A 15,207-nucleotide genomic window follows, 5' to 3' on the forward strand; every position below is an offset into this window, starting at 1 on the left:
TCGCCACGTACGCAACCCGACCACCTACGCAAAACGAGCTCAAAGACATGCCTTGAGGAGCGCCGTGAAGATCACCGGAGTTGAGGCGATTCCGTACGCCATCCCGTACCGCAAGCCGTTGCGCTTCGCTAGCGGCGAGGTGCACGCCGCCGAACACGTGCTGGTGCGGGTGCACACCGACGCCGGAGTCACCGGCGTGGCCGAGGCGCCACCGCGTCCGTTCACCTACGGCGAGACCCAGCAGTCGATCATCGCGGTGGTGGACCGGATCTTCGCCCCCGAGCTCGTGGGCCTGAAGCTCACCGACCGCGAGGTGATGCACGCCCGGATGCACCGCACCGTCGGCAATCCGGCCGCGAAAGCGGCGATCGACATGGCCGTGTGGGACGCGCTGGGCCGCTGCCTGGACCTGCCGGTGACCGAACTGCTCGGCGGGTTCACCGACCACCTGCGGGTTTCGCACATGATCGGTTTCGCGCCGCCGGAGAAGATGGTCGCCGAAGCCGAGCAGGTCCGCTCCGACTACGGCATCACCACGTTCAAGGTCAAGGTCGGCAGGCGCCCCTACACGCTGGACGTGGCGGCCTGCCGGGCGCTGCGCGAGCACTTCGGCGCCGACGTCGAGCTGTACGTGGACGGCAACCGGGGCTGGAGCGCCTCGGAATCCGCGCGGGCGCTGCGCGAGATGGACGACCTCGACCTGACGCTGGCCGAGGAGCTGTGCCCGGCCGACGACGTGCTCGGCAGGCGCTGGCTGGTGCAGCGCTGCCCGGTTCCGTTCGTGGCCGACGAAAGCGCGACGAACCCCGGTGAGGTCACCCGCGAACTGTTGGCGGGCTCGGCGAACGCGCTGAGCATCAAGACCGCGCGCACCGGTTTCACCACCTCGCACCGGATACTCGCGCAGGCCGAAGGGCTGGGCACCGAGGTGGTGCTGGGCAACCAGATCGACGGCCAGCTCGGCACGATGTGCAGCGTCGTGTTCGGCTCGGCCTTCGCGGCGACCGCGCGCCGCGCCGGGGAGCTGTCGAACTTCCTGGACATGAGCGACGACCTGCTCACCGAGCCGCTGCAGATCCGGGACGGCACCTTGGCGGTGCGGTCCGGGCCCGGACTCGGCGTGCAGATCGATCCGGACAAGCTGGCCCACTACCGCCAAGACTGAGCGCTACGACGCTGGACAAAGACTGAGCGCTACCGCGCTGGGCAAGGACTGAGCGCTACCGCGCAGCAATGGGCGGCGGCCAACAGAGAACCCGAGCACTGCAACCAATGAAGCAGGAGTGCGCAGCAATGACCGAACAACTCGCTCCCACCGCCGCCGGATCCGGCAACTCCGCCACCGAGCAGTTCCGCCAGAAGCAGCTCGCCGCCGACACCCCGCCGGAACGGGTCGATCAGCTCGCCACCGAGGTGATCACCGCGGTGCACGAGGTGATCCGCAAGCACAAGGTCACCTACGACGAGTACGACGCGTTGAAGTCCTGGCTGATCCGGGTCGGCGAGGACGGCGAGTGGCCGCTGTTCCTCGACGTGTGGATCGAGCACGTCGTCGAAGAGGTCGCCAACGAGAACCGCGAAGGCACCAAGGGCAGCATCGAAGGCCCCTACTACGTGCCGGACTCCCCGGAGTTCCGGGCCGAGACGACGCTGCCGATGCGCGACGACGAGGCGGGCACGCCGCTGCTGTTCCAGGGCCGGGTCAGCGCAGTCGACGGCACCCCGCTGCAGGACGCCCGGGTGGAGATGTGGCACGCCGACGACCACGGGCTCTACTCGCAGTACGCGCCGGGAATTCCGGAGTGGAACCTGCGCGGCACGGTGCTCACCGGCGACGACGGCGGCTTCAAGTTCCGCACCATCCAGCCGGCGCCGTACCAGATCCCGACCGACGGGGCGTGCGGCAAGCTGATCGCCGCCGCGGGCTGGCACGCCTGGCGCCCGGCGCACCTGCACCTGAAGGTCTCCGCGCCGGGATACCAGCTGATAACCTCGCAGCTGTACTTCGAGGGCGGCGAGTACGTGGAGAACGACATCGCCCAGGCGGTCAAGCCGGAGCTGATACTGCACCCGACCCCGGCCACCAGCGGCAACGAGGTCACCTACGATTTCGTCCTCGACCCGGCCTGAAACCGACGAGTTTTCCGAGTGAACGGCCTGTTCGTCCGGCTAGATTGGTCAAACGGTCCGTTCGCTCCAGTTGAGACAGGAGAGGAGCACCCCGGTGCTGTTCGCGGTGAACATGGACGTGCAGCTGCCTCCGGACATGGACCCTGAGGTCAAGGCCGACATCCTGGCCAGGGAGAAGGCGTACTCGCAGCAGCTGCAGCGGGACGGGTACTGGCCGCACATCTGGCGCTGCGCCGGGCAGTACTCGAACCTGAGCATTTTGGACGTCGAGAACAACGACAAGCTGCACGAGCTGATCTCGGGCCTGCCGCTGTTCCCGTACATGACGATTCGCGTCACGCCGCTGGCGCAGCACCCTTCGGACATCAACGCGCGCTGACTCCCGGGACCGTCCCGCCGCGCTGAATCCACTGTGGGAGCGCGTGGCGTCGTGCCGGGTGCTGGACGGATGCGGCATGATCATGTCCGGGAGGGATGGTCATGAACGCAAGCCGCGTCGTGCAGGCCGCGGCGGGTACCTACCTGGTCACCGGCAGCCAGACCAACTGGGTCATCCTCGTCGAGGACGACTCGGTGACGCTGATCGACGGCGGCTATCCGCGGGACGCGGACGCCGTGGAGGCGTCCGTGCACGAGGTCGGCCACCGGATGCGCGATGTGGAGGCGGTGCTGGTCACGCACGCGCACGTGGACCACATCGGTTCGTTGCCGTGGTTGAGCCGGAAGTACGGCATACCCGTGCACGCGGACCCGGTCGAGGTGGGCCACGTGCGCCGGGAGTACCTCCAGCAGGCCACGCCGAAGGACATCCTCGCCAACGCCTGGCGACCGCGGGTGCTGCCGTGGGCGGCGCACGTGCTCGGTGCGGGAGCGTTGAAGCCGTGCGCGGTGCCCACGGCCGAACCGTTCCCGCGCCAGGGCGCGCTGGACCTGCCGGGGCGGCCGGTGCCGGTGTCCACGCACGGGCACACCTCCGGTCATTCGGCCTTCCACCTGCCGCACAACGGCGTGCTGATCAGCGGCGATGCGCTGATCACCGGGCACGGCACGTCCGGGGTGCGGGGACCGCAGATGCTGCTGCCGATGTTCCACCACGACCGGGCGCGCGCGTGGCAGGCGCTGGATTCGCTGGAGGAGCTCGAAGCCGACGTGATACTGCCCGGGCACGGTCCGATGTGGAACGAACCGCTCGGCAAAGCCCTCGGCAAGGCCAGGGAGAACGCCGCACGGCACCTCGGCTGACCACTGTGGACCGACATCGGCGATGTGCGTCCGGTGCGGACTCGTGCCGGCGCGAGCGCAGTGGGCGCCGGCGTCGGCGAGCACGACATTCCTAGTCGCGAGTCCACCGCGCACGGTGCTGAACACGAACGCGAGATGATGGCCTAGGCGGTGAAGCGCAGCACCGGGAGCATCGCGTACTCGTCGGCTTCTTCCGGTGCACCGGTGCGGCATTCGGCGAGCCCGTCGTGCAGCGCCGCCTCGTCGATGCCCGTTCCGATCAGCACCAGACTGGTCCTACGCGGTTCACCTGCGGACCACGGTGTGCGCAGGAATCGCACGTAGTTGCCGACCGCGTGCAGGACGAACCGTTCGCGGTAGCCGGGGATTCCGAAGTGGACGGCGCCTTTGATCCGGTAGAGCCCGGCGGGCAGGTCGTCCAGAAAGGCCGCCAGCGCACGTGGATCCATCGGCTGCTCCGAGCTGAATTCCACGCTCTGGTAGGCGGAATGCGCGTGCTCGTGGCAGTCGTCGTGCTCCACGATGTCCGAAAAGGACAGTTGTCGCGGGATGTCGTCGCGCACCGGGCGCTGCGCACGGTCGAAGAGGAAGTCCGGGTCCACCCGGCCCTGCGAGGTCTCCAGCACCGGGGTGCCGGGTGCGTACTCGGCCAAGCTCGCCCGCAGCTCGCCGAGTTCGGCGACCCGGTCGGTCTTGTTCAGCACCACCACGTCCGCGTACTGCAGGTGCTGGGCGAACTCCGGGTGCCGGGCGCGGGTCGCGTCGAACTCGGCGGCGTCGACGACCTCGACCAGCCCGCCGTAGGAAATGCCCGGTTCCGCGCTGCCCAGCAGCATCCGGATCAGCTCCCGCGGGTCGGCCAACCCGCTGCTTTCCACCACGATCACATCGACGTCGGCCTGCGCCAGCTTGGAAAGCATGGCGTCGAGTCCGCTGGAGTCGACCGCGCAGCACAGGCACCCGTTGCTCAGCGAGACCATCGAGTCGACCTGGCCCGCCACGCTCATCGCATCGATGTTGATGCTGCCGAAGTCGTTGACCACCACGCCGATCCGGGTACCGCCCGCGGTCGCGAGCAGGTGGTTGAGCAGCGTCGTCTTGCCGGATCCGAGGAAGCCCGCGACGAGCACGACCGGTGTCCTGCCGGATGCCACTCGGCCCCCTTCCGTTGCACCGCCCGGCCCTGCCGGAATTCAACCAGACCAGGCGGGTGATCTTCGGCGAGGGCGAGGTTTTCAGCATGTGACAACGCGTCTTGGTCCGGAAGGAGGTATCCGTGCAGCATGCTGGTTGCTCGCCCGGAGTGAGCCGGGACACAGCACGGAAGGACGTTCTCATGACTGCACAGGCACAGCCGCGGGTCGCACTGGTCACCGGCGCGGGGCAGGGGATCGGCCGGGCGATCGCGCTGCGCTTGGCCGCGGACGGACTGGACGTCGCGATCAACGACGTCGCGTCGAAGGCGGGCGCGCTCAAGGACCTCGCCGCCGAGATCGAAGCGACCGGCAGCCGCACCGCGACCGTCACCGCCGACGTGTCCCAGCCCGCCGAGGTGGACTCGATGGTCGGCCAGGTCGGCGAGCAGCTCGGCAAGCTCGACGTGATGGTGGCCAACGCGGGCATCGCGCACGTGAAGCCGCTGCTCGAAGTCACCCCCGAGGAGTTCGACCAGCTGATGTCGATCAACCTGCGCGGCGTGCACCTGTGCTACAACGCCGCGGCCCGGCGGATGATCGAGCAGGGCACCGGCGGCAAGATCATCGGAGCGTGTTCGATCGTGGGCTACCGGCCGTTCCCGCTGCTCGGGCCGTACTCGGCGTCGAAGTGGGCGGTGCGCGGGCTGACCCAGGCCGCGGCGATGGAGTGGTCCCAGCACGGCATCACCGTGAACGCCTACTGCCCCGGCATCGTCGGCACCGCGATGTGGGACCACATCGACGAGAAGCTCGCCGAGAACGAGGGCCTGCGCAAGGGCCAGGCGATCGAGAAGTACTCCGAGATGATCCAGCTCGGCCGGGTCTCGGTGCCGGAGGACGTGGCGAAGTTCGTGTCCTACCTGGCTTCCCCGGACTCCGACTACATGACCGGGCAGTCGGTGATGATCGACGGCGGCGTCCAGTTCTCCTGATCCATCGGCGGTGGGGCGCTCGTCGCGGGGTGCCCCACCGCAGGATTGCCGAACGCGGAACCGCTGCTGCCGGTGCGCGCCCCGATCGTCGACGGCGCCGCACCGGGCCGCCCGGAGGCGACCCGGCGGGCAACCGGACTCACTTCTGCGGCATCACGCGCTGCGGGCGGGTCCGCAGCGACTCCCCGCGCCTGCGGGCGAGGTACCAGCGCTGCCCGCTCTCCATGTAGCGCAGTCCCCGCCGCACCAGCGGAACTTGCGCCGCCCGGTGCATCTGGTACTGCCACGCGGGCTGGTAACCGTGCCGGCAGGCCATCGCGAACGCCACGTCCGCGGCGCTGCGGTCCAGGTACCGCTCGACCTGCTCGAACCACGCCATGCTGGTGCGCCCGGCGGCTTGCATGGTCCGCAGCACGTTGCGGCCCTGGTGGTCGAAATCGCGCATGCCGGTGTCCAGGTAATCGTGTTCGTGCAGCTTCTGCGCCAGCATGAGCCCGTCCATGATGGCCAGCCGGGTGCCGGACCCGATGGTGAAGTGCGTGGTGTGCGCGGCGTCGCCGAGCAGCATCACGTTCTCGTGCCGCCACGTCCGGTTGAGCACCTGGATGAACCGCTGCCAGCTCGCCGGCTTCCCGCGCGAGCTGCTGACCAGCGAGTGTCCGTCCAGCGGCCCCTCGAAGACCTTCTCCAGCAGCCGGGTCGAATCCTCGCCCTCCATCGAGTCGAACCCCAGCGCGCGCCAGGTCGGTTCGGTGGTCTCCACGATGCAGGTGCTCACGCCCGCGCTGGACGGGTAGGCGTGGAACCAGATCCAGCCCGCCGAGGTCTGCTCGAACGCGAAGGTGAAGCGGTCGAAGACCTTGTCCGTGCCGAGCCAGATGTAGGGATTGCGCCCGGTGTCGACCTGCGTCCCGAACTCCTGCTCGTGCAGCGACCGGACCTTGCTGTTCGCGCCGTCGCAGCCGATGATCAGGTCGCTGTCGGCGAACTCGTCGAGGTCGGCCACCTCCCGGCGGTACTGGATGTCGACGCCGAGGTCGGTGGCGCGTTCGGCGAGCACGTCCAGCAGCGTCGCGCGGTTGACGCTCCACCCGTAGCCGCCCATGTATCCGATGTCCGAGCCGTTGAGCACGAGTTGCTGCTCCTGCCACAACGTGGAGGCGCCGCGGATCTGCTCGGCGCTCTCCGCGTCGTTGGAGTACAGCGCGTCCAGCAGGTTGTCCCAAAACACGACGCCCCAGCCGTAGGTGGCGCCGGGCGGGTCGCGCTCGATGATGGTGATCTCGTGTCCTGCGTCGCGCAGCTTCGCGGAAATCGCGAAGTACAACCCGGCGGGGCCGGCTCCGACACACGTGATCTTCATGGGCACCTCCAGGTCGATGTTCCTCAGTGCGCGCTCGTGCCGCCGTTGTGCTGCACGGACGCCCCGTGCACCACCTCCGTCGACGGGTGGTGCAGGTGGTACAGGTGCGCGTAGCCGTCGTTGCGTTCCAGCAGCTCGGAATGCGTGCCGAGGCCGGTGACCCGCCCGTGGTCCAGGTACAGGATCTTGTCCGCGTCGGTGACCGTGAGCAGGTTGTGCGAGATGACGATCGTGGTGCGCCCGGCCATCAGCCGGTTCAACGGCGCGAGGATGCGTTGCGAGGCGTCCGCGTCGAGGCTCGCGGTCGGCTCGTCGAGCAGCAGGATCGGCGCGTCCCGGATCATCGCCCGCGCGATCGCGATGCGCTGGCGCTGGCCACCGGACAGCAACCGGCCGCGCTGGCCGACCCGGGTGTCGTAGCCGTCGGGCAGTGCCTCGATGAACTCGTGCGCGTCGGCCGCGCGGGCGGCGCTCACCAAGGATTGGTGCGTGGCGCCGGGCCGCCCGGCCAGGATGTTCTCCCCGATCGTGCCGTCCAGCAGCAGCGTCTCCTGCAGCACGATGGCCATCTGCTCGCGCAGCTGCTTCGGGTCGACCTCGCGCAGGTCGGTGCCGTCCAGCCGGATGTGGCCCCGGTCCGGGTCGTAGAACCGCAGCAGCAGCTTGGTCAGCGTGGACTTGCCCGCACCGCTGGCGCCGACGATCGCGACCCGCTCGCCGGGGGCCGCGCTGACGCTGACGTCGGTGAGCACTTCGTCGGCGGTGTCCGGGTAGTGGAATCCGACCCGGTCGATGTCGAGGTTTCCGCGGACCCGCTTGAGCTCGTGCGGGCGCGCGGGCACCGGCACGTGCGGGCGCTGGTCGAACAGCTCCAGGATGCGTTCGGCGCTGGCGGCCGCGCCGTAGACCACATTGGACAGCTGGCCGAGGTTGCTGACGGGGCTGTACATCTGCTGCAGGTAGACCAGGAACGCCAGCAGCCCGCCGAGGGTGATCGCGCCGGTGGACATCTCGTAGATGCCGACCCCGACGATGGACATGATCGCCACGACTTCGAGCAGGTCCACCAGCGGCTCGAACATGCCGCCGATCCGGGCCGCGGACAGTTCCGCGGACAGGCTGGAGCGGCTCTGCCGGGCGAACCGGCCCACTTCCGCGTCCTGCCTGCCGTACGCCTGGATCAGCGGGGCGTTGCCGAGGCTTTCCTCGGCGACCGTGCTGATAGAGCCGGTGCGCCCGGCGACTTCCCGGGACGCGGACCGGATGCGGTTGGCGAAGAACCGCGCGATCCACAGGAACAGCGGGGCGACCACCAGCGCCACCACCGCCAGGTGCCAGTTCAGGTAGAACAGCACTCCGGCGAACAGCACGATCTTGATCAGCGAGGCTGCGGTCTGGGTGATCCCGGACAGCACCAGGCTCTCGATGGAGGTGATGTCGGTGGTCAGCCTGCTCAGCGTGTCGCCGATCCGGCGGCGGTCGAAGAAGTCGACCGACAGCGTGTGCAGATGGGTGAACACCCGGATCCGCAATCGGTTCAGGAAGTGCTCACCGATCCACACCGTCAGGTAGCTCTCGCCGAAACCGACCGCGCCGACCACGATCGTCAGCGCCGCGTAGGCCGCCGCGATGATGGGGAAGAGGCTGAAGTCGCGCGGTGTGAGCACGTTGTCGATGAGGACTTTGAACATCCAAATCGCCGCTGCGTCCAGCAGCGGCGAAACCAGCACCAGCCCCAGGCTCAGCAGCATCCAGCCGCGAAAGGGCTTGGCGTCGGGCCAGAACCTCCGGAAGACCTCACGAATCCCCATCGACGGTGCGGTCTCCACCAGACCGGCTTCTTCTGTGGACGGTGGAGCGAGCAACCACCGAACGGGTCCACGCACGTGCTACCTCCAGCGGACGGGGGATGGCGCCCGCGCCGAACGACGCGGGCGCCACCCGGAAATGACTTGGGTTGAGAGGCCGGCTACTTCCAGCCCCAGCCGCCCCAGCCGTGGCCGCCCCAGCCCCAGCCGTGGCCCCAGCCGTTGCCCCAGCCCCAGCCGTTGCCCCAGCCCCAGCCGTTGCCGTGCCGGCGGCGGTTGTTGATGTAGACGAATACGCTCTTCACATTGCTCATCGCGATGCACCTTTCTGCATTGCTGATTTTCCGGAGAAAGAACGTCTTTCCGCGGAACCCGGTGCGGTGTCGGATCCCCGCGGCACCGGAAACGTGCAACGCCCCCAGTGACGGGCTGACCCCGCTTTTCCCCGTGGTCGCGAGGAAGTGCTCCGCACCGGCCGAGGCCCGCCTCCGCGCTCCCGGGCCGGTCCCGGTGGCTTGGAGAACCGTCCCGAGCGCGCCCCCGCGTGACTCGGCCCCGCGTTCCTCCGGTGTTCTGTTCCGGGCCGGGTGCCCCCGTGTGGGCTGGAGCGACCCGACCCACAACGAGTAGACCGCACCGCGACGGGCGTGCCCAGAGGACTATCGGCCCTGATTCGCCGTGATCGCGGGGAAAATCTCCGGTGCACGCGCAGCGTGGTTATGCTCGGCGGCGACGAGCCGATCAGACGGGAGCGGTGATGGATCTGCGGCGGTGGACGGCACGCGCCTGGGACGAGGTGGAGCGCTGGCAGGCCGGGTTCGGCGGATTCGGCGAACATCCGTCCACTTCGGTCGCGGACGCGGAGTTCGCGGCCGCTTTCGGGGATCTGGTCGAACGGTTGCGCGAGAGCTACCCGTTCCACCACCCGCGGTATCAGGGACAGATGTTGAAGCCGCCGCACCCGGCGGCGATGGTCGGCTATCTCGCCGCGATGCGGATCAATCCGAACAATCACGCGCTGGACGGAGGCCCGGCGACGTCACGGATGGAGCAGGAGGCGACCGGCCTGCTCGGAGCGATGTTCGGAATGCCGAATGCGTTGGGCCACCTGACATCCAGCGGAACGATCGCCAATCTGGAGGCGTTGTTCGTGGCGCGGGAGACGCGTCCCGGAAGAGCCGTGGCGTTCAGCTCCGAGGCGCACTACACGCATTCCCGGATGTGCCGGCTGCTCGGGGTGCCTGCCGTGCAGGTTCCGGTGGATGCGGCCGGAAGGCTCGAGGTGCCCGCGCTGGACGCCCTCATGTCCGAACAGGACATCGGTACGGTCGTGGTCACCGCCGGGTCGACGGCGCTCGGCGCGGTCGATCCGATCGACGAAGTCCTTGCTCTGCGCGAAAAACACGAATTCCGGGTGCACGTGGACGCGGCCTATGGTGGGTTCTTCGCGCTGATCGCCGACGACTCCTCGGCAGGGGTCTCAGCCGCCCCGTTCCGCGCGATCGCCGACTGCGATTCGGTCGTGGTGGACCCGCACAAGCACGGCCTGCAACCGTACGGCTGCGGCGCGGTCCTGTTCGCCGACCCCGAGGTGGCCCGGTTCTACCGGCACGATTCGCCCTACACCTACTTCACCACCGACGAGCCGCACTTGGGCGAAATATCCTTGGAGTGCTCCAAATCCGGCGCCGCAGCCGCCGCGCTGTGGCTGACCTTCCAGGTGCTGCCGCCCACTCCGGACGGACTCGGCCAGGTGCTGCGCGCGAGCAGGCGCGCAGCGTTGCGCTGGTCCGAACTGCTCGCGGACTCCGCGGTGCTGTCGGCCTACCAACAACCCGAGCTCGACATCGTCGGCCTGCTGCCGAACGCGGCAACGATGTCCGAAGTGGACAAGTTGGCGGAGCGGGCCATGACGGGCGGAATGCAGGCGCCTCCGCAGGAACAGCTGCATCTCGCGGTCCTGGAGGTCACCGCCGAGGATTGCACCGCCCGCGGCCACACCGTGCATCCCGACGTGCCGCGCGCGCGAATCCTGCGCAGCGTGCTGATGAAACCCGAGCACGAGGACTGGGTCGAGCACAACCACAGCGTCCTCGAACGGCTGCTTTCCTGACTCCGCGGGGAAAATCCCTCACTCGTCGAACTCGAACGGCAGCGCGTCCACGACCTGCTGGTAGCGCTGCTCGAGCTGCTGCTGGTCGTCGGCGCCGATGAACACGCTCGCCAGCTCGTAGCTGTAGCTGTCCTGCCCCGGCAGGTCGGAAAGGCGGTCGCCGACCCGCGGCACCACGTCGATCGCCTGCGTCCCGGGTACCTCCGCGGAGATCCGCTCGATGTCCTGCGCGCTGGGCACCCGGCGCACCAGCCCGTCGGCGAACCGGCGCAGGAACCACTTGCCCGCGATCCGGAATTCGCCTTCGCCGCGCGGAAGTCCGGGCTGCTCGCCCAGCGCGAGCTGGGTCATGCACAGGTGGTTCGGCACCCCGTCCACGCACTCGAACAACCAGTCGTGCGACTGCGACAGCCGCGGGTTGACCTCCAGGACGTTGAGCTCGTCGGTCTCCGGATCGCGGAAGTACTCGATGTTGAACGTGCTCGGCTTGAGGCCCAGACCGTCGACCAGCCGCTCGCTGACCCGGACCAGCTTGTCCTGCACCTGCTCCGGCAGCTTCGACGGGTACTGGTAGCGCAGGAAGCTCGAAGTCCCGTCGTAGTTGTGGGAGTCGATGACGCCGTAGACGTGCGCACCCTCCGAGGTGCTGTAGCCCTCCACGGTCACCTGCTGCCCGCCTACGGCTTCCTCGGCCAGGCACGCCTGTCCGCCGATGTCGGCGATCTCCTTCGGCAGGTCCGCCAGGCCCAGCACGTCGTCGAAAGCCTTGCCGATGTGGCCGATGCCGTCCCGGATCGCCTGCGCGGCCTCGGCGAATTCGCGTTCGTCGTGGACCTTGTAGGCGAGGTCCGACGAGAACGACTTGACCGGCTTGAGCCACATGGGCATCCGCAGCCCCTCCGGCGGGCGCGGGTCGTGTTCGGCGAGGTCGACCAGTCCGAACCCGGGGTGCTCGTCGATGAGCTGCTGCTGCTCCAGCCTGCACCAGTACTTGTGCTCGCACTTGAGCACCGATTCGAGCGGCGGCGACGGCAATCCGAACCGGTGGGCCAGGATCGGCACCATCGAACTCACCGGGAAGTCCCAGTACCCCATGATCGCGTCGATCCGGCCGTCGAAGGACTCCAGTTCCCGCTGCGCCCGCTCCAGCAGCTCCGGCAGGTCCAGATCCGTCGGATTCACCAGGTCGTCGACCCGCAGCAGCGGGTGGAACCGGTAGCGGGACAGGTGCGGGAGTTCGTGCAGGCTCTGCAGGTTCAGCTCGTCCAAGCCCAGCACGAACACGTTCTTCGGGGTCGTCTCGGTGGAGATGGCGACTCCTTCCAACGGGTTTCTCCGTCAACGGGGGTTGCCAGCTGCGCGGCTTCCCAACCGCGTTTCGCGCACTCGGCCACCGGGTAGCGCCGTGCAGAAACCGACCGGACAGGAGGGCCATGCGCACGGTGACCGACCTCCCGCACAAAGTCACCGAGGACGAGCACGTGCCGGTGCCGCTGCCCGACGGCACCACGCTCGCCGCCCGGATCTGGCGGCCGGAGGACTCCGAGCAGCATCCGGTTCCGGCGGTGCTGGAGTTCATCCCCTACCGCAAGCGGGACTTCACCGCGCCACGCGACGCGATCCACCACCCGTACCTCGCCGGGCACGGTTACGCCGCAGTGCGTGTCGACCTGCGCGGCAGCGGTGAATCCGAGGGCGTGCTCACCGACGAGTACCTCGAGCAGGAACTGCGCGACGGCGAGGACGTGCTGGCGTGGCTGGCCGAGCAGCCCTGGTGCGACGGCTACGCGGGCATGATGGGCATCTCCTGGGGCGGGTTCAACGCGCTGCAACTGGCCGCGCGCCGCCCGCCGCAGCTCAAGGCGATCGCCACGGTGTGCTCCACCGACGACCGCTACGCCGACGACGTGCACTACATGGGCGGTTGCCTGCTCGGCGACAACCTGTCCTGGGCCTCGACGATGTTCGCCTACAACTCCTGCCCGCCGGATCCGCAGCTGGTGGGGGAGCAGTGGCGGTCGATGTGGCTGCAACGGCTGGAAGGCAGCGGGTTGTGGCTGGACGAGTGGTTGCGGCACCAGACCCGGGACGGCTACTGGCGGCACGGTTCGATCTGCGAGGACTACTCCGACGTCGAGTGCGCGGTGCTGGCCGTGTCCGGCTGGGCCGACGGCTACTCGAACTCGGTGTTCCGGTTGATGGAGAACCTGAGCTCGCCGCGCAAGGGACTGGTCGGGCCCTGGTCGCACAAGTACCCGCACCTGGGGCAGCCCGGCCCGGCCATCGGGTTCCTGCAGGAACTCGTTCGCTGGTGGGACCGCTGGCTCAAGGGCGCGGACAACGACGTGATGGACGGGCCGATGGTGCACACCTGGATGCAGGACAGCGTTCCGCCGTCCACGGCCTACGAGCAGCGGCCGGGACGCTGGGTCGGTGAGCCGAGCTGGCCGTCGCCGCGAATTCGCACCACCGAGTTCCCCCTGGGCATCAACCGGATCGGCGGTCCCGGCGAGCAACCGCCGGAGGGCACGCTGCGCGTGGAGTCGCCGCTGTCGGTGGGCCAGTACGCAGGCAAGTGGTGCTCCTACAACGCGCCGCCGGACCTGCCCTACGACCAGCGCGAAGAGGACGGCGGGTCGATGGTGTTCGACACCGATGTGCTCGACGAGCGCTACGAGATCCTGGGTGCGCCCTATGTGGACCTGCGGGTGGAGGTGGATCGGCCGGTGGCGATGGTCGCCGCCCGCCTGTCCGACGTGTTCCCGGACGGGCGCGCCACCCGCGTGACCTACGGGCTGTTGAACCTGACCCACCGCGACGGGCACGACCGGCCGCGGCCGTTGCCGGTGGGCGAGCCGTTCACCGTGCGCGTTCCGCTGAACGCTTGCGCGCAGGCTTTCCCGCCGGGGCACCGGATTCGGCTGTCGTTGTCCACTTCGTACTGGCCGCTGGCCTGGCCGCCGCCGGAGCCGGTGAACCTGGTCGTGCACAACGCGGACAGTTGCCTCACCCTGCCGGTCCGGCCGCCTGACCCCGCCGGTGAGTCCGGTTCCGGCGGCCGCTCGCCCTTTCAGGAGCCGGAGGGGACGCCGCCACCGCCGCGCACCCGATTGCGGCCCGGCAAGGAGCGCTGGCAGGTCAGCCGCGACCTGGTCGACTACCAGTCGGCGCTGGAGGTCGTCGGTGATCAGGGCGTGGTGCGGTTCGAGGACATCGACCTGGAGCTGACGAAAGGTTCCTGGGAGCGGTTCAGCTGGGTCGGCGACGACTTCACCTCGCCGCGCGGCGAAACCGAGTGGCACATCGGGTTCCGCCGGGACGGCTGGGACGCCAGCACGACGACCCGCACGGCGCTCACCTGCGACGAGGAGAACTTCCACGTGCACGCCGAGCTCGACGCGTACGAGCGCGGTGAGCGCGTGTTCTCCCGCAACTGGCAGCGGACCATTCCGCGCAATTGCGTTTAGCGGAAAGGCGCGCGGGCGGGATCGCGTTCCGTGGTGCAAGGTCGGCATGGTGCGGAGTCGGCGGCGCGGTTCGCCGGCCGGATGATCCGGCCGGTTCGCCCGTCCGATGACGGGACCGACCAGGGAGCGAGCCATGTCGCAGTCGTCGAGCTCCACCGCGTATGGATTCATCGGCGCAGGTGAGATCACCGCCGCTGTCGTCGAAGGTCTGCAGGCCCAGGACGCCGAGCCTCCCGCGGTCTTCCTCTCGCCGCGCGGCCGCGCGGTCGCGGGCGAACTCGCCGCGCGGTTCCCGAACGTGCACGTCTGCCAGAGCAATCAGGACGTTCTCGACCGCGCTACGTCGATCGTGCTCGCCGTGCCGCTGGCGGCGGCGCAGGACGTCTTGGAGGAGTTGTCGTTTCGCGCCGAGCACGTGGTGCTGAGCGCCGTCGCAGGGCTGCGGCTGCAGCAGTTGCGCATGTGGGTCGCACCAGCGGAGAGTCCAGTTCGGACCATTCCGCTCCCGCAGGCGGCCCACGGCCGGAGCCTGACCACGATCCATCCGGACAACGCCGTCGCGCGCGATCTGTACGAGCAGGTGGGCGGCGTCCTGGTCGCCGGGGACGAGCGGACCTTGGACGCTTTCAGCGCGGCGACCGCGACATTCGCCGCGCACCTCGATTACCTCGCGACCATCGCCGACTGGCTGGCCGATCAGGGAGTGGACCACGACACCGCGACCGGCTACACCACGCACATCTTCGCCGAGCTGGGGCGTTCCTTGGGGCAGCACGAGAACGCACTGGCGACGATGACCGGCAAGCACAGCACCCCCGGTGGCAACAATGAGCAGCTCATGACCGAGCTCCGAAGCGAGGGGATGCCCAGCGCCGTTCGCCGCGGCCTCGACCACATCCTCTCCCGTCTTCGCGGCTGAAGCCTGCGCGATTCGGGTCGTCGCCGGCGCATCGCAG

Annotated in this window: 13 protein-coding genes; 8 read left to right on the top strand and 5 right to left on the bottom strand. The window is 68.9% G+C overall.

The genetic code is table 11. The annotated features are described in order from the left end of the window. Positions 1–64: 64 nt before the first annotated feature. From INP57_RS22225 to INP57_RS22240, 4 genes are all read left to right on the top strand, one after another. Positions 65–1,165, top strand: a complete 1,101-nt coding sequence (locus tag INP57_RS22225; RefSeq protein WP_200072246.1) for a mandelate racemase/muconate lactonizing enzyme family protein — start codon at positions 65–67, stop codon at positions 1,163–1,165. Between the two features lie 128 nt (positions 1,166–1,293). Then, positions 1,294–2,130, top strand: coding sequence for a catechol 1,2-dioxygenase (gene catA, locus INP57_RS22230; protein WP_200072247.1), 837 nt, complete (start codon positions 1,294–1,296; stop codon positions 2,128–2,130). Positions 2,131–2,224: 94 nt separating this feature from the next. Then, complete coding sequence (gene catC, locus INP57_RS22235) at positions 2,225–2,509, top strand: muconolactone Delta-isomerase (protein ID WP_200072248.1); 285 nt, start codon at positions 2,225–2,227, stop codon at positions 2,507–2,509. A 101-nt stretch (positions 2,510–2,610) separates the two neighbouring features. Then, positions 2,611–3,372 (top strand): MBL fold metallo-hydrolase, encoded by a 762-nt coding sequence (locus INP57_RS22240; protein ID WP_200072249.1) that lies wholly within the window; start codon positions 2,611–2,613, stop codon positions 3,370–3,372. Between the two features lie 143 nt (positions 3,373–3,515). Here INP57_RS22240 and INP57_RS22245 read toward each other — a convergent pair whose 3' ends face one another. Further along, a complete protein-coding gene (locus INP57_RS22245) occupies positions 3,516–4,526 on the bottom strand; it encodes a CobW family GTP-binding protein (RefSeq protein WP_200072250.1) in 1,011 nt (336 codons plus the stop codon). A 182-nt stretch (positions 4,527–4,708) separates the two neighbouring features. On the opposite strand from INP57_RS22245, the gene INP57_RS22250 reads away from it, so the two are divergent. Further along, complete coding sequence (locus tag INP57_RS22250; RefSeq protein WP_200072251.1) at positions 4,709–5,500, top strand: acetoin reductase; 792 nt, start codon at positions 4,709–4,711, stop codon at positions 5,498–5,500. Positions 5,501–5,639: 139 nt separating this feature from the next. On the opposite strand, the gene INP57_RS22255 is transcribed toward INP57_RS22250, so the two are convergent. From INP57_RS22255 to INP57_RS22265, 3 genes are all read right to left on the bottom strand, one after another. Continuing rightward, positions 5,640–6,863, bottom strand: a complete 1,224-nt coding sequence (locus INP57_RS22255; protein WP_200072252.1) for an FAD-dependent monooxygenase — start codon at positions 6,861–6,863, stop codon at positions 5,640–5,642. 23 nt (positions 6,864–6,886) lie between these two features. After that, a complete protein-coding gene (locus INP57_RS22260; protein ID WP_200072253.1) occupies positions 6,887–8,749 on the bottom strand; it encodes an ABC transporter ATP-binding protein in 1,863 nt (620 codons plus the stop codon). Between the two features lie 83 nt (positions 8,750–8,832). Then, positions 8,833–8,985: a hypothetical protein gene (locus tag INP57_RS22265; RefSeq protein ID WP_200072254.1), complete on the bottom strand. Its 153-nt coding sequence runs from the start codon at positions 8,983–8,985 to the stop codon at positions 8,833–8,835. A gap of 443 nt (positions 8,986–9,428) precedes the next feature. Here INP57_RS22265 and INP57_RS22270 point away from each other — a divergent pair, with 443 nt between their 5' ends. Beyond that, complete coding sequence (locus INP57_RS22270; RefSeq protein WP_200072255.1) at positions 9,429–10,784, top strand: pyridoxal phosphate-dependent decarboxylase family protein; 1,356 nt, start codon at positions 9,429–9,431, stop codon at positions 10,782–10,784. Positions 10,785–10,802: 18 nt separating this feature from the next. On the opposite strand, the gene INP57_RS22275 is transcribed toward INP57_RS22270, so the two are convergent. Beyond that, the gene (locus INP57_RS22275; protein ID WP_233628062.1) at positions 10,803–12,110 is read right to left on the bottom strand and encodes an ATP-grasp domain-containing protein; all 1,308 of its coding nucleotides are present in this window, start codon (positions 12,108–12,110) and stop codon (positions 10,803–10,805) included. A 107-nt stretch (positions 12,111–12,217) separates the two neighbouring features. Here INP57_RS22275 and INP57_RS22280 point away from each other — a divergent pair, with 107 nt between their 5' ends. Continuing rightward, positions 12,218–14,251 carry a CocE/NonD family hydrolase gene (locus INP57_RS22280; protein ID WP_200072256.1) on the top strand — a complete coding sequence of 678 codons (2,034 nt, stop codon included), beginning with the start codon at positions 12,218–12,220 and terminating at the stop codon, positions 14,249–14,251. Between the two features lie 133 nt (positions 14,252–14,384). Further along, positions 14,385–15,170 (top strand): NAD(P)-binding domain-containing protein, encoded by a 786-nt coding sequence (locus tag INP57_RS22285; RefSeq protein ID WP_200072257.1) that lies wholly within the window; start codon positions 14,385–14,387, stop codon positions 15,168–15,170. Positions 15,171–15,207: the final 37 nt, after the last annotated feature.

The sequence above is a fragment of the Saccharopolyspora galaxeae genome (genome assembly GCF_016526145.1).
GTDB lineage: Bacteria > Actinomycetota > Actinomycetes > Mycobacteriales > Pseudonocardiaceae > Saccharopolyspora_C > Saccharopolyspora_C galaxeae.

Excerpts from the sequence above, each read along its gene's own strand:
- INP57_RS22280 (WP_200072256.1), top strand. The coding sequence starts at position 12,218 with ATGCGCACGGTGACCGACCTCCCGCACAAAGTCACCGAGGACGAGCAC.
- catA (WP_200072247.1), top strand. The coding sequence starts at position 1,294 with ATGACCGAACAACTCGCTCCCACCGCCGCCGGATCCGGCAACTCCGCC.
- INP57_RS22240 (WP_200072249.1), top strand. The coding sequence starts at position 2,611 with ATGAACGCAAGCCGCGTCGTGCAGGCCGCGGCGGGTACCTACCTGGTC.
- INP57_RS22270 (WP_200072255.1), top strand. The coding sequence starts at position 9,429 with ATGGATCTGCGGCGGTGGACGGCACGCGCCTGGGACGAGGTGGAGCGC.
- INP57_RS22255 (WP_200072252.1), bottom strand. The coding sequence starts at position 6,863 with ATGAAGATCACGTGTGTCGGAGCCGGCCCCGCCGGGTTGTACTTCGCG.
- INP57_RS22265 (WP_200072254.1), bottom strand. The coding sequence starts at position 8,985 with ATGAGCAATGTGAAGAGCGTATTCGTCTACATCAACAACCGCCGCCGG.
- INP57_RS22250 (WP_200072251.1), top strand. The coding sequence starts at position 4,709 with ATGACTGCACAGGCACAGCCGCGGGTCGCACTGGTCACCGGCGCGGGG.
- INP57_RS22285 (WP_200072257.1), top strand. The coding sequence starts at position 14,385 with ATGTCGCAGTCGTCGAGCTCCACCGCGTATGGATTCATCGGCGCAGGT.